We start from the raw sequence: 21,808 nt of genomic DNA, 5'->3' as shown, positions 1-21,808 counted from the left end.
ACCGATTCTCCCACGCGGCCCAGCGCCGCCCCCCGGCAACGACCACCTCACCAGCCCTGACAGGAGCCTTGAGCCGCATGACCGACCTCGCCCCGCTTCCGCTGTCCGTCCTCGACATCATGCCGGTGGACGTGGAGTCCACCCCGTCCGGCGTTCTGCGGGCCACCCTGGAGCAGGCCAGGTACGTGGAGGAGCTCGGCTTCACCCGCTACTGGATCGCCGAGCACCACAACTCGCCCAACATCGCCAGCTCGTCCCCGACCGTCACCGCCGCGGCCGTCGGCGGCGCGACCACCCGCCTGCGCGTCGGGACGGGCGGCGTCATGCTGCCCAACCACGCGCCGTTCGTCGTCGCCGAGCAGTTCGGCACGCTCAGCGCCCTGTACCCCGGACGCGTCGACCTCGGCGTCGGCCGGACGCCACCGCACGACCCGGGCGTCGCGCGCGCCCTGCGGGTGGACGCCCTGGCGCTGGACTTCGAGCAGCAGTTCGCCGAGCTGCTCGGGTTCCTGCGCGCCGACTTCCCCGCCGGGCACCCGCTGCAGAAGGTCGCGGCGAACCCGCCGCTGACCGGCAAGCCGTCGCTGTGGGTCCTCGGGTCCAGCGAGAACGGCGCGCGGATGGCGGCGCACCGGGGCCTGCCGTTCGCGCACGCGCACCACTTCAGCCCGCAGAACTCGGTCGCGGCGCTGCGCACCTACCACCGCGAGTTCCGGCCGTCGGAGTACCTGTCGAGCCCGTACTCGATCATCGCGGCGGGCGTGACGGTCGCCGACACCGACGAAGAGGCCCGCTTCCGCAACGTCCCGGCGGCGCTGGCGCTGCTGAAGTCGCTGACCGGCCCGCCCGAGCCGTTCCCGACGCCCGAGCAGGCCGCCGCCCACCCCTGGACGGCCGAGGAGGCCGCCTGGCGCGACCAGTTCCTCGCGCCGCAGGTGGCGGGCGGCCCGGACCGGGTGCGCGCCCAGCTCGCCGACCTGCTGGAGCGCACGGGCGCCGAGGAGCTGATGGTCGTGTCGATGGTCACCGACCCGGCGGCGCGGCGGCGCTCCATCACGGGGCTGCGCGAGCTGTTCGGCTCCGCGCCGCTCCCCCAGGGCCTGGCGCTGTAGCGCCGGGGGCTCCCCGCCCGGCGACGTCCCGGCGCGCCCGTTCGGCGCCGGGACGTCGTCCGTTCCTCAGATGTCGGCGGGGCCGTCGAGCACGACGGGGCGGTCCCCGGCGTCGATGCTCGGCAGGGCCGTGAGCAGGGCGCGGGTGTAGGGGTGGGACGGGTTCTGGAAGACGTCCTCGACGGGCCCGGACTCCACGACCGCGCCGTCGCGCATGACCAGGACGTCGTCGCTCATGTGGTGGACGACGCCGAGGTCGTGGGAGATGAACAGCAGCGCGACGCCGAGGTCGTCCTGAAGATCGGTGAGCAGGTCGAGGATCTGCGCCTGGACGGACACGTCCAGCGCCGACACGGGCTCGTCGCAGACCAGCACGGCGGGCCCGGGGGCCAGGGCGCGGGCGACGGCGACGCGCTGGCGCTGCCCGCCCGACAGCTCCTGGGGGCGGCGGTCCAGCAGCGCGGCGTCCAGGCCGACGCGGCGCAGCAGGGCGGCGATCGCGTCGCGGTGGGCGCGGGCGGCGCGGCGGCCGGGGTGCCCGAGGCCCTCCCCGATGATCCGCTCGACGGTGTAGCGGGGGTCGAACGAGGCGAGCGGGTCCTGCTGGACGAGCTGGAGCCGGGGCCGCAGGGCGCGCCGTTCGGCCTCGGGCCGGTGCGACCAGGGGCGGCCGAGCAGCGCGACGGTGCCGTCGTCGGGCTCCAGCAGGCCCATGACGAGGTGGGCGGTGGTGGACTTGCCCGATCCGGATTCGCCGACGATTCCGAGGGTGCGGCCGGCGCGCAGCGTGAACGACACGCCGGCGACGGCGGGGCGCGCGGCGCCGTCGGGGCCGCGGAACGCCTTGGCCAGGCCGCGCGCCTCGATGACGGTGTCGGCGGCGGCGGTGTCGCGGGTGCGGGCCGTGCGGGCGGGCGGGGCGGGCCACGGCGCGTCGGTGCGCCAGCAGCGGGCGTGGTGGCCGTCGGCGACGGCGACGCGGGCGGGCGGCTCGGTGCGGCACCGGTCGGTCGCCAGGGGGCAGCGCGCCGCGTACCCGCAGCCTCCGTCGGCGGGGGCGCCGTCGGCGGCGCGCACCGACAGGCGGGTGCCGCGGGCGTGCGCGGACGGGATCGCGGCGAGCAGTTCCCGCGTGTAGGGGTGGGCGGGGGCGCGCAGCAGTTCGCCGGGCGGCCCCTCCTCGACTAGGACGCCGCCGTGCATGACGGCGATCCGGTCGGCGAGGCGGGCGACGACGGCGAGGTCGTGGCTGATGAGCAGGATCGCGGTCCCGGCGGCCTTGCGCTCGGCGAGCAGGTCGAGGATCTGCGCGGCGACGGTGACGTCGAGGGCGGTGGTGGGCTCGTCGGCGATGAGTAGCGGCGGGTCGGCGGCGATGGCCGAGGCGATGAGGGCGCGCTGGCGCAGCCCGCCCGACAGCTCGTGGGGGTGCTGGCGGGCGCGGACCTCGGGTTCGGGGACGCGGACCTGCCCGAGCAGCGACACGGCGCGGGCGCGGCGGGCGGAGCGGTCGACGGTGCGGTGGTTGGCGAGGGTCTCGGTGATCTCGGCGCCGACGGTGCGCAGCGGGTCCAGCGCCGACAGGGCGTCCTGCAGGACCAGCCCGATCCGGCCGCCGCGCACGGCGCGCCACTCGCGGTCGCGCAGGGCGGTGAGGTCGCGTCCGGCCAGCTCCATGCGGCGGGCGCGGACCGTCCCGCCCGACAGGCCGACCAGGGCGCGGGCGGTGGCGCTCTTGCCCGAGCCGGACTCGCCGACGACGGCGAGGCATTCGCCGGGCCGCAGGTCCAGGTCGACGCCGCGGACGGCGGCCACGGTCCCGAAGCCGACGCGGAGGTCCTCCACGGCGAGCAGGCGGTCGTCATCCGGCACCCGGACGCCTCCCCTCGAACCGGTCGCGCAGGTCGCGGCCGACGATGTTGACGCAGACGACGGTGGCGGTGAGCGCGGCGCCGGGGAACACCGCGATGGCCCAGGTGCTGCCGAGCAGGTCCCGTCCGGCCGACAGCATCGCGCCCCACTCGGGGCTCGGCGGCTGCGGGCCGAGGCCGAGGAAGCTGAGCGCCGAGCCGGCCAGGACGGCGGTGCCGACGCTGAGGGTCGCGAGGACGAGCAGCGGCGGCAGCGCGTTCGGCAGGACGTGCCGCAGGTACACCTCGGCGCGCCGGTAGCCGAGGACGGTCGCGGCGCGGACGTAGTCGGACTCGCGGACGACCAGCGCCTCGCCGCGCACGAGCCGCGCGAACCCGGGCGCGAACGCGGCGCCGATCGCCAGGGTGGCGTTCCCGGTGCCGGGGCCGAGGATCGCGACGACGAGCAGGGCGAGCAGCGCGCCGGGGAAGGCCAGCAGGACGTCGGTGAGGCGCATGACGATCTCGTCGGCGACGCGTCCGCCGACGACGGCGACCATCGCCAGGACCGCGCCGGCGCCGACCGCGACGAGCGTGGCGCCGAGGCCGAGCAGCAGGGACGGGCGGGCGCCGTGCACGACGCGGCTGTAGATGTCGCGGCCGAGCTGGTCGGTCCCGAACCAGTGCCCGGGCCCGGGGCCGAGGAGCGCCTGCGTGGGGTCGACGGCGTTGGGCGGGTCGGTGGCGAGCAGGCCGGGCCACAGCGCGGCGACGGCGACCAGGAGCAGGACCGCGGCGGCGAGCGCGGCGGGGATCCGCCTCATGCGGGCGCCTCGCGCAGCCTCGGGTCCACGACGCGGTAGAGGAGGTCGACGCCGAGGGTGATGAGGGTGAACAGGGCGCCGGACACGATGGTGATGCCGGTGACGACGGGGAAGTCGCGGTTCTGGATGGCGGTGGCGAGGACGCGGCCGAGCCCGGGGCGCCCGAACACGGTCTCGACGACGACGGCGCCGGTGAGCAGGGCGCCGACCGTCCAGCCGGAGATGGTGCTGATCGCGATGAGGGCGTGCCGCAGGGCGTGCCGGAGCCGGACGGCGGTCTCGCCGGTGCCGCGGGCGCGGGCGCTGAGCGCGAACGGCTGGTCCAGGGCGCGGGCCATGCCGTCGCGCAGGATCTGGGTGAACAGCCCGACGAGGCCGAGGGCGAGGGTGATCGCGGGCAGGACGAGGCCGCTGAGCCCGGTGCCGCCGGTCGCGGGGAACACGTGGAGGCGGAAGGAGAAGAACGTGAGCAGCAGCAGCCCGACCCAGAAGCCGGGGATGGAGACGGTCACGAGCTCCAGCAGGGACGACAGGGCGCGCCAGGCCGGGCGGCGCCCGGCGGTGGCGACGGCGAGCGGCACCGCGACCAGGAGCGCCAGCGCGAACCCGGTGAGCGTCAGCGACACCGTCGGCCACAGGTTGTCGGCGATGACCGCAGGGACCGACTCCTGGAGCTGGTAGGACCAGCCGAGGTCGCCGCGCGCCAGGTCGCCGAGGAAGTCGGCGTACTGGACGGCGAGGGGGCGGTCGAAGCCCGTCTCGTGCCGGGCCTGGGCGACGATCTCGGGGTTCTGCGCGGCGCTGAGCCCGACCATGACCTTGACCGGGTCGCCGGGGGCCAGGCGCAGCGCCCCGAACGTGACGGTCGCCGCGCCGAGCACGACGACGGCCGCGAGCAGCAGCCGCCGCGCGACCCACCGCGCGAGGGCGGCGCGGCCGCCCCCGCGCGGTGCGCCCGACGGCGGCGCGTCCGGTTCGGCGCCCGGGTCCTGCTTCACGCCTTGCCCAGCGAGACGTCGTAGAACTGCAGGTAGAGGGACGCGTCGAAGTTCAGGTTCTGCACCTTGCCGGACACGCCGAGCAGTTCGGACGGGACGAACAGCGGCAGCGACAGTCCCTGCTGGACGATGCGGGTCTGCGCGTCGGCGTAGGCCTTCTGCCGGGCGGCGGCGTCCTCGCTGGCGGCGGCGCTGTTGAGCCAGCCGTCGAGCTGCGGGTCCTTGAGGTGGAACATGTTGCTGCCGCCGACGGACGGGACGCGGTCGGAGGCGTACATGTTGCGCAGGATGTCGGGGTTCAGGGCGCGCCAGTTGTTGATGTAGAGGTCGAGGTTGCCGGCGAGGACGTCGCGGACGAACGCGCCGGAGTCCTCCGAGACGTACTGGATCTCGATGCCGGCCTTCTTGGCCTCGGCCTGGACGCCCTGGGCGAGGATGTTCTCCGACGGCCGGATGAGCTGGGCGCCGACGGGCCAGCGCACCGACAGCCGCTTGCCGTCCTTGGTGCGGTAGCCGGCGGAGTCGCGTCCGGTCCAGCCCGCCTCGTCCAGCAGCTTGGCGGCGGCGGCCGGGTCGTAGGGGATCGAGTTCCGCAGCGACGCGGTGTAGCCGGGGGTGGCGGGGCTGAGGACGCTCCACGCGCGGGCGTACACGCCGGTGAACACCGATTTGACGAGCTGGTCGACGTTGACGGCGCGCTGGAGCGCCTGGCGGACCTTCACGTCGCTCAGCGGCGGCCGGCTCGCGTTGAACGTGATGTTCTCGACGGTGCCCGGGATGTCCTTCTGGAGGAACCGCAGGCCCGACGCGCTCTTCAGCGCCTTCACGTTCGCGGTGGGGACGTCGTCGATGAGGTCGGCCTGCCCGCTGGTGAGGGCGCCGTAGCGGGCGCCGTCCTCGGGGACGAGCCGGAAGGTGAGCTGCGCGAGCTTGGCGGGCCCGGTGTGCTTGGCCGTGGCCTGCTGCCAGGCGTAGGACGGGTTGCGCTTCAGGACGATGCTGGTGTTCTGCGTCCAGCTCACGAACGAGAACGGCCCGGACCCGACCGGCTTGGTGCAGGACGCGCGCAGCGCCTTCGGCGACTGGATGCCGAGGTAGGGCGTGCTGAGCGACTGGAGCAGCGGCGCGTAGGGCTTGGACAGGCCGATGCGGACGGTGGAGGCGTCCACGACCTTGGTGCCGGTGTAGGGGCCGAGGAGGCTGGAGGCGTACACCGACTTGGTCTTGGGGTCGACGGCGTGGTCCATCGTCGCCTTGACGGCGGCGGCGTCCAGCGGGGTGCCGTCGTGGAACGTCACGCCGGAGCGCAGATGGAACGTGTAGGCCTTACCGTCGGGTGAGACTTCCCATTTGGTGGCGAGCCAGGGCTGGATCCTCCCGTCGGGCCCGGTCGCGACGAGGGAGTCGAACAGGTTCCGGTCGATGATGGAGATCAGGCGGGACGCGCTCGCCTGCGGGTCCAGGCAGTTGACCAGGCCCGCGCTGGCGTAGGTGAGGCCCGCGGCGTCCCCGCCGGCGTGGCCGGAGCCGCCGCACGCGGCGGCCAGCGCGCCGGCCAGCCCGAGGGCGGCGACGGCCGCCGGGCCGCGCGTCCGCCGGGCGGCGGGGCCGGGTCCGGCCGGGGCGCGCCCTGGCGCGCGGCGCGGCGCGCGGGCAGGGTGGGCGTCGTGGGGACCGCCGTCCGCGGCGGGGCGGAAAGGCGAGACGTCGTCCAACGGAACTCACTTTCTGCACAGATATGCGGCGGCACCGTAAGCGCCATCGTTCCGGACGCGTCTAAATGAAACCTTAAACTGACCTAAATGGAAATCGGGCGACCTTGACCGCACGTGCGCACAATGAAAGGATCCGAATTCGAGAACGGCCGGAACCGGCCGTTCCCCGAGCGCCGGACGGCGGCGCCGAGCGCGGCTCGGCAGGCCCGGCGAAGCCCTCTGCGCCTCGGGCGGAGCCAATTTTCCCGCTCATTTTCCCGAAGACTTTCCTAGTTTTCAGGTAGACAACACGGGCATACGGCGAGTGCCGGGATTTTACCTCGGCGTAACCGGCCCGGACTACGGTTTTCGTGTTCCTTGTCAACGTCCAGTCAGGCAGCCGCGGGGGCGTCCCGGAGTTCTCGTCCCGCCATGGTCACGGGGGGTCGCGCGGAGTGCAACGAGAGGAACCGGTCAGTGGTGGAAGGCATCAGGCGCGGTCCCCGTACCCGGGGCGTCCGCCGGAGCGAGTCCCGGCTGATGAGCGCCGCGCTCGACGGTCTCGGGGGCAGCCGCGCGCAGGTCGTGGAACTGGTCGGCGACCCCGGGATGGGCAAGACGTGGCTGCTCAACGAGACGGCCCGGGAGGCGGCGGCGCGCGGGATCCGCGTCATGCACGACCGCTACACCGAGAGCCGCCGCAACGCGCTGCTGCGGACGCTGGCGATGGCGCTGTGCCCCGAGGGCGCGCCGGACCTGGTCGACAGCCTGCCGCGCGGCACCCGCGACCGGCTCATCGAGCTGATGGGGAGCCCGTGGGTGTGGGGCGACCCGGGGCAGCACGCGGACCGGCACATGCTGTACCAGACGATGCGGATCCTGCTGAGCGCGTGCTCCTCCGACGGCCTGGTGGTGCTGCTGGACGACGCGCACTGGGCCGACGGCGGCTCGGTGGAGATGGTCGAGCAGCTCGTCCACCGCCCGCTGGCGGCGCCGCTGCTGATGGTCGTCGCGCAGCGCCCCCGGCAGGCGTCGGCGCGGCTGCGCGGCGCGCTGGCGCACGGCGTGGAGATCGGGACGGTGCGGCGGGTGGAGCTGGCGCCGCTGTCGGCCGAGCAGTCCGCCGAGGTGCTCGGCGCGTCCGCCGCCGACGCGGCGCTGCGCGAGCTGCACAACGAGAGCCGCGGCATCCCGCTGTACCTGCGGGCGCTGGCGGGCGAGCGCGAGCGCGGCCGGGTGCCCGAGCAGCAGGCCACGCTGATCCTGGACGAGATCGGGCACCTGGACGCGTGCGAGTTCCGGGTGATCTCGGCGGCGGCCGTCCTCGGCGACGAGTCCGACCTGGACACCCTCACCGCCGTCGCCGACATCGGCCTGGAGGGGACGCGGACGGCGCTCGGCGGCCTGACCCGCCGCGACCTGCTCCGCCCGGTCGGCGACAGCTCCTACTTCACGTTCCGGCACCCGCTGGTGCGCCGCCTCGTCTACGACCGGACCGAGCGGAGCTGGCACGCCGCCGCGCACCGCCGCGCGGCCGGCTTCCTGGCGGGGCGGGGCGCGTCGGCGACGCAGCTCGCCGTCCACGTCGAGCGCTGCGTGTCCGGCCCGGACCCGGCGGACCTGGACGTGCTGTGCCGCGCCGCCGACGACGCGCTGATGTCGGACCCCGAGACCGCGATCCGGCTGCTGCGGACCGCGCTGCGGTTCCAGGGCGAGGGGCGGGCGCGGCCGGCGACGATGCTGCGGCTGGCCGAGGCGCTCGGGGTGGCGGGGCGGCTGCGCGAGAGCCGGGACCTGCTGGACGAGACGCTGCGCCTCATCCCCGCCGACGACGACCACGACGTGCGGGTGCGGACGACGGCGTTCTACACGCTGGTGGTGTGCCTGCTCGGCGACTACGCCAAGGCGCGGTCGCTGCTGGAGGGCGAGCTGACCAAGCTGCCGGCCGACGTCCCGCCGCGCGAGACCACCGCGCTGATCATCGCGCACGGCGCGATCGGCGCGGTCGACGGCGTCGCGCCGACCTGCGACCAGGTGAAGCTGGCGCGGCGGCTGGCGGCGCTGCACGAGGACCGGGTCGCCGAGGTGGGCGCGCTGGCGCTCGGCGCGCTGTGCGACGCGTTCCAGGACGACGCCGAGGGCGCCGCGCACTACGCGGCGGCCGCCGCCGCGCTCACCGACCGGCTGTCGGACGCCGACCTGGCCGCGCACCCGGAGTACCTCGGGATCCTCGGCTGGGCGGAGGCGCTGATCGGGCGGGCCGAGGACGCGCGGCGCCACCTGCGGCGCGGCACGACGATCGCCCGCACGCGCTGCCACGTCCACCTGCTGCCGGTGCTGCTGGTCGGCGAGGCGGCGCTGCGGATGAACGGCGGCCGGCCGGGCGAGGCGCGGCGGCTGGCGGCCGAGGCCCGCGAGGTCGCCGAGCGCGTCAACGCCGACCACGTGCGCGGGATGGCGCTGGTGCTGGAGTCGCTGGCCGCGGCGTGGACGGGCCGGGCCGCCGAGGCGGTGGAGCTGGGCGAGGAGGCCGAGCGGGTCCTGCACGAGCGGCGGTTCCACTGGAGCGCGGCGGCGCCGGTCGCTCTGGCGGTCGCGGCGCGCCTGTCGGGCGACCCGCGCCGCTGCATGATGCTGCTGCTGGACGCGGGCGGCGGCGGCCTGCACGCGCTGCCGCGCGGGCTGCGGGCGTCGGCGCTGGAGACGCTGACGGCGGCGGCGCTGGACATCCGGCGGACGGGCGCGGCGCCGGTCCCGGCGGCGCTGACCGGCGAGTGGGCCGAGCAGGCGCGCGACGTCGCGGACGCGGCCGACGCGGCGTGCCGTCCGGGGCCGCGCGGGCACGCGCTGGCGGCGCTGGCGCACGCCCGCCGCGCCGACGGCGACCCCGGCGGCGCGCTGGAGCTGTACCGGGAGGCGGTGCGGCTGTTCGCGGCGGCGGGCGCGACGCACGCGCAGGCGCTGGCGGTGACGGCGGAGGCGGCGTGCCTGGCGGCGCTCGGCCGCCGCGCCGAGGCCGAGGGCGCGGTGCTGCTGGCGGCGGAGCTGGCGCGGCGCAGCGGCGCGGCGGCGGTGCAGGACCAGTTGCGGCGGTTGGACCTGGACGGGGTGCCTGCGGGCGCGCCGGTCCCCGAGGACCGGCTGGCGGTGCTGACGGTGCGGGAGCGGGAGATCGCCGAGCGGGCGGGCCTCGGCCGCAAGACGCGGGAGATCGCCGAGGAGCTGTCGCTGAGCCCCCGGACGGTCGACGTCCACCTCACCCGGATCTACCGCAAGCTGCACATCACGTCGCGGGCGGCGCTGGCGCGGATGATGGCGGGGGTCGGCTGAGGGGAAAACCGGTTGGTGCGGGCCGTCCGCCGCCGTTACAACTGCTCCATGCTTCGCAAGTACCCGCGGACGCGGCATCTGGCGGGGTCGCGGTTGCAGCCCGGCGACCACGACCTGGCGGCGGCGCCGTTCACCGAGATCGCCGGACGGCACCTGGTCGTGGAGGAGAAGCTGGACGGCGCGAACGCGGGCATCAGCTTCGGCTCCGGCGGCGAGCTGCTGCTGCAGAGCCGCGGGCACTACCTGTCGGGCGGGCCGCGCGAGCGGCAGTTCGCGCCGCTGAAGGCGTGGGCGGCGTCGGTGCGCGACGTGCTGCACCCGCGCCTGGCCGACCGGTACGTCCTGTACGGGGAGTGGCTGTACGCCAAGCACACCGTCTTCTACGACGCGCTGCCGCACTACTTCTGCGCGTTCGACGTCCTGGACCGCCGGGACGGGACGTTCCTGTCCACGCCCGCGCGCGCCGAGCTTCTGGCGGGGACGCCGGTGGCGGCGGTGCCCGTCCTGTTCGAGGGCGCGCTGCGCCGGCTGGAGGACCTGACCGCGCTGGTCGGGCCGTCGAGGTGCCGGACGCCGCGCTGGCGGGACGCGCTGGCCGCGGCCGCTGAGGCGGGCGGCGCCGACCCGGGCCGGGTCGCGGCCGAGACCGACGCGGCCGAGGAGATGGAGGGCCTCTACGTGAAGGTGGAGGAGGGCGGCCGGACGGTGGGCCGCTACAAGTGGGTCCGGGCGGGGTTCGTGACGGCGGTGCTGGACGCGGGGTCGCACTGGCTGGACCTCCCGATCGTCGCCAACGGCCTGGCCGACCCGGGGGTGCTGTATGCGCGTTCTGGCTGAGCTGTGCCCGGCGCCGCCGCGCTGGGACGTCCCGTGGGACCGGATCCGGGACGCGTTCGGGTGGGTGCGCGACCTTGCGGGGGTGCCGCAGGACGCCGTCCACCACGCCGAGGGCGACGTGGAGGTCCACACGCGGATGGCGTGCGAGGCGATGGCGGCGCTGCCGGAGTTCCGGGCGCGTCCGGAGGCCGAGCGGGTGCGGCTGTTCACGGCGGTGCTGATGCACGACGTCGCCAAGCCGTCCTGCACGCGGCACGAGGACGGCGGGCGGATCACCGCGCCCGGGCACTCGCGGGCCGGGGACCTGATGGTGCGGCGGATCCTGTGGGAGCTGGGCGCGCCGCCGGCGTGGCGGGAGCACGTGGCGGCGCTGGTCCGCCACCACCAGGTGCCGTTCTGGGCGCTGGAGCGCCCGGACCTGCAGCGGATCGCGTTCCGGGTGAGCCTCGTGGCCCGCAACGACGACCTGGCGCTGCTGGCGACCGCCGACCTGCTCGGCCGGGTCTGCGGGGACGCCGCGCAGGTGCTGGACAGCATCGCGCTGTTCGCCGAGTACTGCGCCGAGCAGGAGTGCCTGGACCGTCCGCGCGCGTTCCCCTCCGACCACGCCCGCTTCTGGTACTTCCGCAAGGACGGGCGCGACCCGTCCTACGCCGCCTACGACGACACGCGCGCGACGGTGACGGTGATGTCGGGGCTGCCGGGGGCGGGCAAGGACACGTGGCTGGCCGCGCACCGCCCCGGCGTGCCGGTGGTGAGCCTGGACGCGCTGCGCCGCGCGCTCGGCGTGGACCCGGCGGGCGACCAGCGGCCGGTCGCGGCGGCGGCGTTCGAGGCGGCGCGGGGGCATCTGCGGGCGGGGCGGCCGTTCGCGTGGAACGCCACGAACGTGTCGCGGCAGCTCCGCGAGCAGTGCGTGGGGCTGGCCGCGTCCTACCGGGCGCGGGTGGAGGTCGTGGCGGTGGAGGCGCCGCCGCACGTGCTGCGGGCCCGCAACCGGGCGCGGCCCGTCCCGGTCCCGGACGCGGTGATCGGCCGGCTCGCGCGCCGCTGGGAGGCCCCGGACCCGACCGAGGCGCACCGGGTGGAGTGGGTCGCGACGGGCTGACCGGCGTGTGGTTCGATGATCGCGCCGAAGGGAGGCGCGGTGGACGGCGCGGGACGGGACGCGGGACGGGTGGCGCTGGTGACCGGCGCGGGCTCGGGCATCGGCGCCGGGGTGGCGGCGGCGCTGCTGGCCCGCGGCTGGCGGGTCGCGCTGGCGGGGCGCCGCGCGGAGCCGCTGGCGGCGACCGCCCGCGCGGCGGGCGGCGGCGCGGCGGACCGGGCCCTGACGGTCGCGGCGGACGTGACGTCCCCGGAGTCGGTGGACGCGCTGTTCGCCGCCGTCGCCGGCCGGTTCGGGCGGCTGGACCTGCTGTTCAACAACGCGGGCGTGTTCGGGGCGCCCGCGCCGGTGGAGGAGTTCCCGGTCGCCGAGTGGGACGCCGTCATCGCGACGAACCTGACCGGCGCGTTCCTGTGCGCGCGGGCGGCGTTCGCGCTGATGCGCGGCCAGGACCCGCGCGGCGGCCGGATCATCAACAACGGGTCGCTGTCGGCGCACACGCCGCGTCCCCGGTCGGTGGCCTACACCGCGAGCAAGCACGCGGTGACGGGGCTGACCAAGGCGCTGTCGCTGGAGGGCCGCGCGCACGGCATCGCGTGCGGGCAGATCGACATCGGGAACGCCGCGACGGAGATGACGGGGCCGTTCGGCGCGGGGACGCTGCAGGCCGACGGGTCGGTGCGCGCCGAGCCGGTGATGGACGTGGCGAACGCGGTCGCGGGCGTCCTTTACATGGCGGAGCTGCCGCCGGAGGCGAACGTGCAGTTCATGTCGGTGCTGGCGACGGGGATGCCGTCATTCGTGGGGCGCGGCTGACACGCGGCGACAGGCCGTGACGGGTGGTGACGGGGCCGTCGCCGTCCGTACGATGTGAAATTCTCCGAACGCGCCGTTGCGTTCGGGGGCGCGCGTCCTAGGATCGTCGTGTGCTTCGCCCCCGATACCCGCTCCGTACCCGGCGCCTGCTGCTGCGGCCGTTCCAGCCCGGCGACCTGGAGGGCCTGTACGCCTACCAGTCCCAGCCGGAGGTGGCGCGGTTCCTGGCGTGGGAGCCGCGGACGCTGGAGGAGTCGCGGGTGTTCCTGCGGCAGAAGATGGACGCGGCGACGCTGGAGCGCGAGGGCGACTGGCTGGTCGCGGCGGTCGTCGCGGCCGACTCCGGCGCGCTGATGGGCGAGGTCAACCTGCAGTGGTCCAGCCGCGCGCACTGCCAGGGCGAGATCGGCTACGTCCTGAACCCCGACTTCCACGGCCACGGGTACGCGACGGAGGCGGCGGCCGAGGGGTTGCGGCTGGGCTTCGAGGAGCTCGGCCTGCACCGGATCGTGGGCCGCATCGACGCCCGCAACGAGGCGTCGGCGCGGGTGCTGGAGCGGCTCGGGATGCGCCGGGAGGCGCATCTGCGGGAGAACGAGCTGGTCAAGGGCGAGTGGAGCGACGAGGTCGTGTACGCGATGCTGCGGCGGGAGTGGGAGGCGCGCCCCGAGCCCGCGCACGACGCGGGCGCGGCCGTCGGCGAGTGACCTGCGGGGCGCGCGGAGCGTGACGGCGCGGGCCGTGGCGGCGACGCACGGTCGCGGGCGCGGCCGGCGGACTCACCATGGCACAGGACGGCCCGTTTTTCTTGTCACCCGGACCCATAGATCGTCTTGGACGGTTCCGCGACACTCGGCGCACTAGTCGCGCGGCCGGTGCCGGCCGCTTCTTTCGTCTTCGCAGGCCCCCTGGGAGTGTCATGACCCTCTCCGTAACCGTCAGACCCCGCGTGCGGTGGCGCCGTTCCCTGGCCGCGTCGGCGGTCGGTGCCGCGCTGGCGGCCGGTGCGGGCGTCGTGGCCGTGGTCCCGGTGTCGGCGGCGGGCTTCACCGCCGCCGACACCGGCGCCAAGATCACCGGTGAGCAGCAGGTCGCCGACGGGGAGGTCGACATCACGATCTCCTCGCCGTCGCTCGGCAAGTCGGTGAAGACGCGGCTGCTGCTGCCCAAGGGCTGGACGCGGGGCTCCTCGACGAAGTACCCGGTGCTGTACGCCTTCCACGGCGGCCAGGACAACTACACGTCCTGGACGAAGAACACCGACATCGAGGACTGGGCGCGCAAGTACAACGTCCTGGTCGTGATGCCGGAGGGCGAGAACGGCTCGTACACCGACTGGTACAACTACGGCAAGGGCGGCACTCCCAAGTGGGAGACGTTCCACACCACCGAGGTCCGCGAGCTGGTCGAGCGCAACTACGGGGCCAGTTCGGTCGCGGCGGCGATCGGGAACTCCTCGGGCGCGCAGGGCGCGATGAGCTACGCGGCGCGGCACCAGGGGATTTTCAAGTACGTGGCGTCGCTGAGCGGGACGCTGTCGATGCGGTCGCCGGGGATGCCGGCGATGCTGATGTTCACCAACGCGGGCAACGGCCAGGACCCGTACGCGATCTGGGGCATCCCGTGGGCCGACGACGCGAACTGGAAGGCCCACGACCCGGCGTCGCTGGTGGACAAGCTGCGCGGGACGGGCATCTTCTTCTCGTCGGGGACGACGGGCCGTCCGGGCCCGGGCGACCCGAACGTGGCGCCGTGGGACATCGGCCTGCTGAGCGAGATCGCGATCGGCTCGGACAACAAGGAGTTCCAGAAGAAGCTGGACGAGGCGAAGGTCCCCTACACCGCGCACATCTACGGCGACGGACGGCACAACTGGCCGGCGTGGATCCGCGAGGCGACCTTCATCTGGCCGACGCTGATGAAGTCGATCGGCGCGGACCCCGTGCAGTGACCTGAGCGCGGAAAAAGGCGCCCGGCGGGAGGTCCCGCCGGGCGCCTTTCACGTTTCCGGCCCCGGAAGGGGCGGCGGCCCGTCACCGGCGCCCCCTCGGCGTGCGGTGACGGGCCGCCGCCCCGCCCCCTGGGGGGCGGGTTCACGGGGTCCCGGGCGGGTCAGCCCTCGGCGCTCAGGTCGGTGACGGGCAGCGCGCCGTCCAGGTAGGCCTTGCGGGTCGCGGTGTGCGACACCTTGCCGCTGCTGGTGCGGACGAGCCCGCCGGGCTCGATGAGGACCAGCTCGTGGACGCGGACGTCGTGGTGCTGCTGCACGGCGGCGCGGACGGCGTCGGTCACGGCGACCGGGTCGAGGCGCTTGATGGGGACGCGGCGGTTGCGCTCGGCGACGATGATGAGGACCTCGCCCTCCTCGCCGTCCACCGAGAACGCGGCGGCGTACCCGCGGCGGACGCCCTCGTGGGCGTGGAACGCGGTGTACTCCAGGTCCTGCGGGTAGTGGTTGCGGCCGTCGATGATGACGAGGTCCTTGATGCGGCCGGTGATCCACAGCTCGCCCTCGTACCAGACGCCGAGGTCGCCCGAGCGCAGCCACGGGCCCTCGGGCAGGTCGCCGCGCTCGCCGGCGAGCTTGTTGCCGAAGGTGCGGGCGGTCTCCTCGGGGCGGTTCCAGTACCCGGCGGTGACGTTGGGGCCGTGGATCCAGATCTCGCCGATGTGCCCGTCGGGCTTGCGCTCGCCCGTGTCGGCGTCGACGATCGCGACGAGCTGCCCGTAGGGCTGCCCGCAGCCGACCAGGACGCTGGCGCGCTCGGCGTCCTTGTCGCACGGCTCCAGCACGCCGGCGTTGAGGGCGTCGCGGTCGAACGCGCGGACGGTCGGCAGCTCGTACCGGGACGAGGACGCCACGTAGACGGTGGCCTCGGCGAGCCCGTAGGCGGGGACCTGCACCTCGGGCCGCAGCCCGTAGGGGCTGTAGGCGTCGAGGTAGCGCTGCAGGCTCTCCTCGCGGATGGTCTCGGCGCCGTTCATGAACACCTGGACGCCCGACAGGTCCAGCCCGGCCTTCTCCTCGTCGCTGACCTTGGTGGCCAGGTACTCGTAGGCGAAGTTGGGGGCGCAGGTGAACGCGTGGCCCTGCTTGCTGAGCAGCTCCAGCCAGCGGATGGGCCGCATGATGAACGCGACGGGGTCCATCAGGACGGCGGGGCTGGCGTAGGCGATGGGCAGGCCGACGGCGGTGACCAGGCCCATGTCGTGGAACAGCGGGAGCCAGTTCACGCCGGTCGACACGCGCGGGATGCCGTCGAACACGCCCCAGCACTGCTCGGCGTTCACGGCGAGGTTGCCGTGGGTGAGCATGACGCCGGCGGGCACGCGGGTGGACCCGGAGGTGTACTGCAGGTAGGCCAGGTCGTCGGGGGAGATCGGCTCGTCCTCGAAGGTGAGGGACGTGTCGATGGTGTCGACGGTGATGATCTGCTTGGGCCGCGGGACGGTGTTCTGGTCGAAGAACGCCTCGACGTGCGGGAGCGCGGAGGTGATCGTCAGGACGGTCTCGGGCTCGGAGTCGGAGTACACGGCCAGGAGCCGGTCGGCGTGGCCGGGCAGGTCCGGGGAGAACAGCGGGACGGCGACGACCCGCGCGTACATGCAGCCGAGGAACCCGATGATGTAGTCGAGGGTCTGGGGGGCCAGCAGCGCGGCGCGCTGGCCGGGGTCGGTGACCTGGCGCAGGGTGGCGGCGAGCGCGCGGGCGCGCTGGTCCAGCTCGCCCCACGTCATGTCGACGGCGACGCCGTCGACGTCCTCGCTGTAGTCCATGTAGGTGTAGGCGCGGTCGTCGGGGTAGAGCTGCGCCCACTTGGCGAGGCGCTGGACGAGGGGGGTGCGGTCGAGTTCCTTGAGGGTGGTCATGAGGGGGCGCTCCAGTGGAGGGACGGGGTGGTCGGGCCGGCGCCCGACGCCGGGCGTCGGCCCGGGCGTCAGGCGGCGGCGGGTTCGGGGTCGGGCTGGGCGCGGCGGGCGGCGAGCCGGTCGGCGTCGGGCCAGCGGACGTCCCAGACCCAGCCGAGCTTCTCGAACAGCCAGATGGTGCGGGCGCTGATGTCGACCTGGCCCTTCAGGACGCCGTGCCGCGCGCAGGTCGGGTCGGCGTGGTGCAGGTTGTGCCAGGACTCGCCGAAGGACGGGATGGCCAGCCACCACACGTTGCGGGACTCGTCGCGGGTCTTGAACGGCTTCTTGCCGAAGACGTGGCAGATCGAGTTGATGGAGAAGGTGACGTGGTCGCCGGCGAAGACGCGCAGGATCCCGGCCCAGAACAGGGCGGTGAGGGCGCCGTGCCAGGACCAGGTGAGCAGCGCGCCGAGGCCCATCGGGACCAGCAGGGTGCTGGCGGCGATGAGGACGTAGATCTCGTTGCGTCCGAGGAACCGCAGGTCGGGGTCCTTCAGCAGGTCGGGCGCGTACTTGGTGCGGGAGGTGCGGGTCTTGCGGAACAGCCAGCCCATGTGGGCGTGGAACAGGCCCTTGGTGAGGCCCCACACGCCGGGCCCGAACGCCCACGGGGAGTGGGGGTCGCCGTCGCGGTCGGAGTACTTGTGGTGGCGGCGGTGGTCGGACACCCAGAAGATCACCGAGCCCTGCCACGCCTGCCCGCCGAGGACGGCCAGCGCGATCTTCAGCCAGCGCTTGGCCTTGAAGCCCTGGTGGGTGAAGTAGCGGTGGTAGCCGACGGTGATGCCGAGCGCGTTGAAGGGGTAGAGGAACGCGAAGATCGCGACGTCGGTCCAGCCGATGCCCCAGCCCCAGGCGAACGGGACGGCGGCGGCGACGCCGACGATGGGGGCCACGACGAACACCACGACGCTGATGCGTTCGATCATGGGGACGGGCTTGGGAGCGATGTCCGGCAGCGGGGCTCTGCGCCCCACATCGGCGACACCCGCGGTCATGAGGGCTCCTTCGGCGTTCGTACGCGTTCCTGCGTCAGCGGTGCGGCGTCCGGTGCCCGGCGGTGGAAGAGGGGTCCGGTCGTGACTCCGCCGCATATATAGGGCACGACCGTACGGTCACTGTCGCGGGACGGTCTTCGCATCAGGGACACCACTTGCGGCGTCCGTTGTGAAGTCAGGTGACAAATGACGCGCCTGTTCCCTACGGTGGCGGGCGCCGCGGGCGGGTCAGGACGGCCCGTCCGCCGTCGGAGGCGCCGTCGGAGGCTTCGTCCGGGGCTCCGTCGGGCGGGGGGCCGGGGAGGCGGGCGCGCAGGGCGCGGTGGAGCCAGCCGGGGCCGCCGGGGGCGTGGGCGATGATCCAGGGGACGAGCGCGTCGGCGTCGGCGGGGCCGCGCAGGGCGCGTTCGCCGCCGCCGCAGCGCACGGCGCCGTCGTCGCCGTCGGCGGGGCCGTGGTGGACGCGCAGGCGGGGGCAGGCGGCGGCCAGGGCGGTCCGCAGGGCGCGGACGTGCGGCGGCTCGGGACCGGCGGGCAGCATGAGCGCGACGGCGCCGTCGAAGGGCGGGGCGATGACGGGCCCGTCCAGCGGGACCGGCGCCGCGCCGGGCAGCGGGACCGCTCCGGCGGGCGGGCCGGGTTCGGTGTAGAGGGCGGTGACGCGCGGGAGCGCGGCGGCGGGGTCGGCGAGGAAGCGCAGGAGGCGGCGCCGCAGGTAGTCCGACCCGGTGTCGCCGGCGGCGACGCGGCGGGCGCAGCCGCGGGCGGTGGCGGTGCCGAGGGCGTGCTCGAAGCAGTCGGCGAGGGCGGCGCGGCGGGCGGCGATGAGCGCGTCGGCGTCGGGGTGCTCCAGGACGAACCGCAGGACGGCGCGGGTGGTGTGCTTGTGGTTGGCGCGCAGCCGCCGCAGGGCGAGCAGGGCGGTGATGACGTGGCCGGGCGGCGCGGCGCGGGCGAGCAGGTGCGCGGCGGCGGCGAGGGTGGCGCGGGCGGGGTCGTCCAGGCCGGCCTGGGAGGCGGTGAGGAGCTGGAGCAGGACGCGGGCGCGCTGCCAGGGGTGGACGCCGGGCGCCAGGCCGAGCAGGGCGTAGGGCTCGGGTGCGGCGGCGCGGGCGGCGGCGTGCAGGGCGGCGTCGTCCCACCGGGGGCCGCCGCCCCGGGGAAGGGTCAGCGGCCGGTCATGGGTCTGCAGGTGGGTGAGCAGGGTGGGGGTGTCCATGATTGCCTCCGCAGTCATGGAGTCTAGGAAGCGCGGCGGGCGCCTCGGCACTCAATTTGCGGGCGGGCGCCCCTCAGGGGGCGTGGCGCGCGTCACCGCCCCCGGCTCCGGCGGCGCCGAGGCCGTGTCCGGAGAAGGACGAAGACGGCCTTGGCGGCGGCGCGGACGTCGGCGGGTATCTCGGCGAGGGCCTCCCCGGCGCCCTGGCGCGCGGCGAGGATCATGGCGCGGGCGTGCGCGTCGGCCGCGGTGCGCCGCCTCCACCGCTAGGGCGCCCCGGGCGGGTACTCGCCGGTATGTGCGGGGATGCGGCGCGTCAGCCCGGGAGGACTACTATTCGCGGGGTGAACGGGCAGGGGGCCGGGACGGGACCCGGCGCAGCGTCGGCGCGGCCGGGGGATCTCTTCGCCGCGGTGGAGGCCAACGTCCGCGAGCTGGTCGCGGCGCCGTGGTGGCAGACCGCGGCGGCGCAGCAGCGCAGCGAGCAGATCGCGGCGCGGATGCTGTGGGGCGCGGGCGAGTGGTGGCTGTTCGGGGCGTGGGGCCGCTGGTACCGGTGCGGGCTGGACGGGACGTGGCATCCGTGCCCGCCGCCGCCCGACCCCGCCGACCGGGCCGTCGCGGTCCCGGCGCCGCGCGGCGCGGGGACGCCGCCGGTGCCGCCGCAGCTCTACCCGACGGGCCCGGACCTGTCGACGGGGCGGATGGCGTCGCTGGGGTTCCTCGGCCCGCTCCCCGACACCGGCGTCGTCGCGCGGATCTCGCAGGCGCTGACGACGGCGCTGGCGGTGAACCCGGCGCAGTTCGCCCAGCAGGACCCGATGTTCCAGGCGGGGACGCCGAGCACGGTCGCGGCGGCGTGGGGCGCGCTGCTGTGGTGCGCGGGCGCGCCGGTCGCGCTGACCGAGCATCCGCTGATCGAGTCGTTCACCTACTACCTGACGACCCCGGCCGAGCGGCTGCACTGGATGATGCCGCCGGACTTCTCGACGCTGGCGGGCTACTACGTCCACCGGCTCGGCGCGGGCGACGGGCCGGGCGCCGCGCACGTCGCGCGGGTGATGTACGAGGTCGCGACGGGGTTGCAGGGCGACGAGCGGTTCCGGCCGGGCGCCGACGCGCTCGCGGCGGTGACGGGCGCGTCCCTGCAGTACGTCCAGCAGGATCTGGCGACCGTCCGGTACGGGCCGCAGGCGATCGTGCAGGAGTGGCGGCGGCGGTGCCCGGCGGAGTTCGCGACGCCGCTGCTGCGCGACACCGCGCCCGGCGAGTACCTGCGCCTGGCCCTGTACGACCTGCAGCAGATCGTCGCCGAGCTCGGCGCGGTGCCGCCGGCCCCGGCGGGCGCGGCCCCGGCCGGCCCGGGCGGGCAGGGGCGGGGGCACGACCGGGTGCGGCACGCGGGCCTGGCGGTGCTGGCGGCCGATCTGCAGGCGGCGCCGGGCGCGCTCCCGGCGCTGCAGCGGTGGCTGGACCCGGACTCGGCGCGGACGCTGCAGGCGGTGCTGGCCGATCCGGCGCATCCGCTGCGGACGCTGTGGCCGCGCGACGGGCGGCTGCCCGAGGCGCTGCGGTCGGGTGACGCGGGGGTGCTGGCGGCGCTGCTGGCCACGACGTACGGGATCGGGCTGACGTGGTGCCGGCTGGCGCAGGTCCCGCCGCCGGCGACGGGGTTCGCGGTGCCGCAGGCGGTCGCGGCGGAGCTGACGAGCCCGGCGAACTACTCGCCGCCCTCGACCGACGAGCTGAGCGCGTGGGACATCATCTCGGCGGCGCGGGCGCATCTGGCGGCGGGCCGTCCCGCGCCGGACGCGCCCGTCGCGCCCGGGCCCCCGGACGGGGAGCAGGGGCGGCCGTCGGCGGGCCCGGCGTCGCCGCAGGCGCGCTCCCCGCTGCCCCCGCCCGCCGCTCCCCCGGCCGCGCCTCCCGCCGCGCCGCCGGTGGCGCCGCCGGGTCCGCGTCCCGGCGAGGACGCCGCGCCGGACTCCGGCGACGCGCACGCCGGGCCGCCCGCGCAGGAGCAGGGCGGGGCGCAGGCCCCGCCGTCCGCTCCCCCGCCCGGCCCTCCGCCCGGTCTGCCGGCGGGCCTGCCGGCGGGCCTGCCTGCGGGGTCGCCGCCGGTGTGGCCGGACGGGCCGGGCGCGGCCGACCGCGCGGCGGGCACGCAGCTGGACTCCGATCCGTACCGGACGCAGCTCGACCCGCGGCTGGATCCGCGGCTGGACGCGCGTCCGGGCGGGCAGGAGCTGCCGCCGCCGCCCGCTCCGGTGTCGGAGGCGCCGCCTCCGCCGCCGCAGGCGGCGCGGGAGGAGCCGGGCCCGCGGGTCGCCGAGGCGTACGGGATCCGGTTCCTGTGCGGCGCCGACGACGTGGAGCGGGTGGTGACCGAGGCGCGGCGCCGGGGGAAGTGGGCGGCGCGGCTGCGGGGGCAGGAGGTGTCGAGCGCGTCGGTGCCGGCGCTGCTGCTGATCGGGGCGCCGTCGTCGGGGCAGCGGCGGCTGGCGCGGATGGTGGCGCGGGCGCTGGCGGAGGTGGAGGTGTCCTCGGGCGAGGTCCGCACGGTGCACGCCGAGGACCTGCGCGACGGCGGCCCGGACGGGCTGCGGGCGGCGCTGGACGCGCACGCGGGCCACGCGCTGCTGCTGGACGGCCTGGACGACCTGATCCTGGACCATCCCGAGGGCCGCCAGTACGCGACGACGATCTACCGGGCGCGGCTGGAGGGCGTGAGCGACACGGCGCTGCTGGCGACGTGCGCGCCCGACCGGGTCGGGGAGCTGTCGGCGGCGTCGCCGGAGCTGCTGACGGACCTGCGGGCGGTGCGGCTGCCGGACCTGTCGGTCCCGGCGGTGCGGGAGGGGCTGCTGGGGCTGCTGGCCGAGGAGCGGCGGCTGCGGCTGGGCGCGGACGCGTGGCGGGTGGTGCGGCGGGAGATGCCGCTGCTGCGCGGCCGGGGTCGGCTGACGGGCGCGCGGCTGATCGAGACGTACCTGGACCGGGCGGCGACGCGGCAGCTCGGGCGGGCCGAGGCGACGCAGGCGATCGGGAGCACGGGGACGCTGGTGCTGGCGGGCGAGGACTTCGAGGGCATCGCCGCCGAACTGTCCTGA

General features: G+C 75.6%; 15 protein-coding genes. 8 read left to right on the top strand and 7 right to left on the bottom strand.

Annotated features, from left to right (window positions below; translation table 11 throughout):
- The first annotated feature begins 77 nt into the window (after window positions 1-77).
- The gene (locus BTM25_RS27440; RefSeq protein WP_103566293.1) at window positions 78-1,112 is read left to right on the top strand and encodes an LLM class flavin-dependent oxidoreductase; all 1,035 of its coding nucleotides are present in this window, start codon (window positions 78-80) and stop codon (window positions 1,110-1,112) included.
- A 66-nt stretch (window positions 1,113-1,178) separates the two neighbouring features.
- On the opposite strand, the gene BTM25_RS27435 is transcribed toward BTM25_RS27440, so the two are convergent.
- The 4 genes from BTM25_RS27435 to BTM25_RS27420 are packed head-to-tail and all read right to left on the bottom strand — an operon-like array spanning window position 1,179 to window position 6,499.
- Window positions 1,179-2,984 carry a dipeptide ABC transporter ATP-binding protein gene (locus BTM25_RS27435; RefSeq protein ID WP_103566291.1) on the bottom strand — a complete coding sequence of 602 codons (1,806 nt, stop codon included), beginning with the start codon at window positions 2,982-2,984 and terminating at the stop codon, window positions 1,179-1,181.
- The gene (locus BTM25_RS27430) at window positions 2,974-3,786 is read right to left on the bottom strand and encodes an ABC transporter permease (protein ID WP_103566289.1); all 813 of its coding nucleotides are present in this window, start codon (window positions 3,784-3,786) and stop codon (window positions 2,974-2,976) included. Before BTM25_RS27430 ends, BTM25_RS27435 begins: the two co-directional genes overlap by 11 nt.
- The gene (locus BTM25_RS27425) at window positions 3,783-4,784 is read right to left on the bottom strand and encodes an ABC transporter permease (RefSeq protein WP_103566287.1); all 1,002 of its coding nucleotides are present in this window, start codon (window positions 4,782-4,784) and stop codon (window positions 3,783-3,785) included. The genes BTM25_RS27430 and BTM25_RS27425 overlap by 4 nt, the downstream gene beginning before the upstream one ends.
- Window positions 4,781-6,499: an ABC transporter substrate-binding protein gene (locus tag BTM25_RS27420; RefSeq protein WP_103566285.1), complete on the bottom strand. Its 1,719-nt coding sequence runs from the start codon at window positions 6,497-6,499 to the stop codon at window positions 4,781-4,783. The genes BTM25_RS27425 and BTM25_RS27420 overlap by 4 nt, the downstream gene beginning before the upstream one ends.
- A gap of 411 nt (window positions 6,500-6,910) precedes the next feature.
- Here BTM25_RS27420 and BTM25_RS27415 point away from each other — a divergent pair, with 411 nt between their 5' ends.
- From BTM25_RS27415 to BTM25_RS27390, 6 genes are all read left to right on the top strand, one after another.
- The gene (locus BTM25_RS27415; RefSeq protein WP_103566283.1) at window positions 6,911-9,808 is read left to right on the top strand and encodes a helix-turn-helix transcriptional regulator; all 2,898 of its coding nucleotides are present in this window, start codon (window positions 6,911-6,913) and stop codon (window positions 9,806-9,808) included.
- Window positions 9,809-9,856: 48 nt separating this feature from the next.
- Window positions 9,857-10,645: an RNA ligase family protein gene (locus BTM25_RS27410; RefSeq protein WP_103566577.1), complete on the top strand. Its 789-nt coding sequence runs from the start codon at window positions 9,857-9,859 to the stop codon at window positions 10,643-10,645.
- The gene (locus tag BTM25_RS27405) at window positions 10,629-11,753 is read left to right on the top strand and encodes an AAA family ATPase (protein WP_103566281.1); all 1,125 of its coding nucleotides are present in this window, start codon (window positions 10,629-10,631) and stop codon (window positions 11,751-11,753) included. Before BTM25_RS27410 ends, BTM25_RS27405 begins: the two co-directional genes overlap by 17 nt.
- A gap of 15 nt (window positions 11,754-11,768) precedes the next feature.
- On the top strand, window positions 11,769-12,569 hold the full coding sequence (locus tag BTM25_RS27400; RefSeq protein ID WP_103566279.1) for an SDR family oxidoreductase: 801 nt from the start codon (window positions 11,769-11,771) through the stop codon (window positions 12,567-12,569).
- 110 nt (window positions 12,570-12,679) lie between these two features.
- Window positions 12,680-13,276: a GNAT family N-acetyltransferase gene (locus BTM25_RS27395; RefSeq protein WP_103566276.1), complete on the top strand. Its 597-nt coding sequence runs from the start codon at window positions 12,680-12,682 to the stop codon at window positions 13,274-13,276.
- A gap of 212 nt (window positions 13,277-13,488) precedes the next feature.
- Entirely contained in the window at window positions 13,489-14,520 is a 1,032-nt protein-coding gene (locus BTM25_RS27390) for an alpha/beta hydrolase (RefSeq protein WP_103566273.1), read from the top strand.
- A gap of 161 nt (window positions 14,521-14,681) precedes the next feature.
- On the opposite strand, the gene BTM25_RS27385 is transcribed toward BTM25_RS27390, so the two are convergent.
- From BTM25_RS27385 to BTM25_RS29850, 3 genes are all read right to left on the bottom strand, one after another.
- Entirely contained in the window at window positions 14,682-16,439 is a 1,758-nt protein-coding gene (locus BTM25_RS27385) for a fatty acyl-AMP ligase (protein ID WP_103566272.1), read from the bottom strand.
- Between the two features lie 68 nt (window positions 16,440-16,507).
- Window positions 16,508-17,479 (bottom strand): acyl-CoA desaturase, encoded by a 972-nt coding sequence (locus BTM25_RS27380; protein WP_103566269.1) that lies wholly within the window; start codon window positions 17,477-17,479, stop codon window positions 16,508-16,510.
- Between the two features lie 202 nt (window positions 17,480-17,681).
- Window positions 17,682-18,698 carry a hypothetical protein gene (locus BTM25_RS29850; RefSeq protein WP_168212261.1) on the bottom strand — a complete coding sequence of 339 codons (1,017 nt, stop codon included), beginning with the start codon at window positions 18,696-18,698 and terminating at the stop codon, window positions 17,682-17,684.
- A gap of 344 nt (window positions 18,699-19,042) precedes the next feature.
- On the opposite strand from BTM25_RS29850, the gene BTM25_RS29845 reads away from it, so the two are divergent.
- Window positions 19,043-21,808: a hypothetical protein gene (locus BTM25_RS29845; RefSeq protein ID WP_168212260.1), complete on the top strand. Its 2,766-nt coding sequence runs from the start codon at window positions 19,043-19,045 to the stop codon at window positions 21,806-21,808.

The sequence above is a fragment of the Actinomadura rubteroloni genome (assembly GCF_002911665.1).
In the GTDB taxonomy this organism is placed as follows: Bacteria; Actinomycetota; Actinomycetes; order Streptosporangiales; family Streptosporangiaceae; genus Spirillospora; species Spirillospora rubteroloni.
The sequence above is the reverse complement of the archived record's forward strand: the minus strand, read 5'-3'. Positions and strand labels throughout refer to the sequence as shown.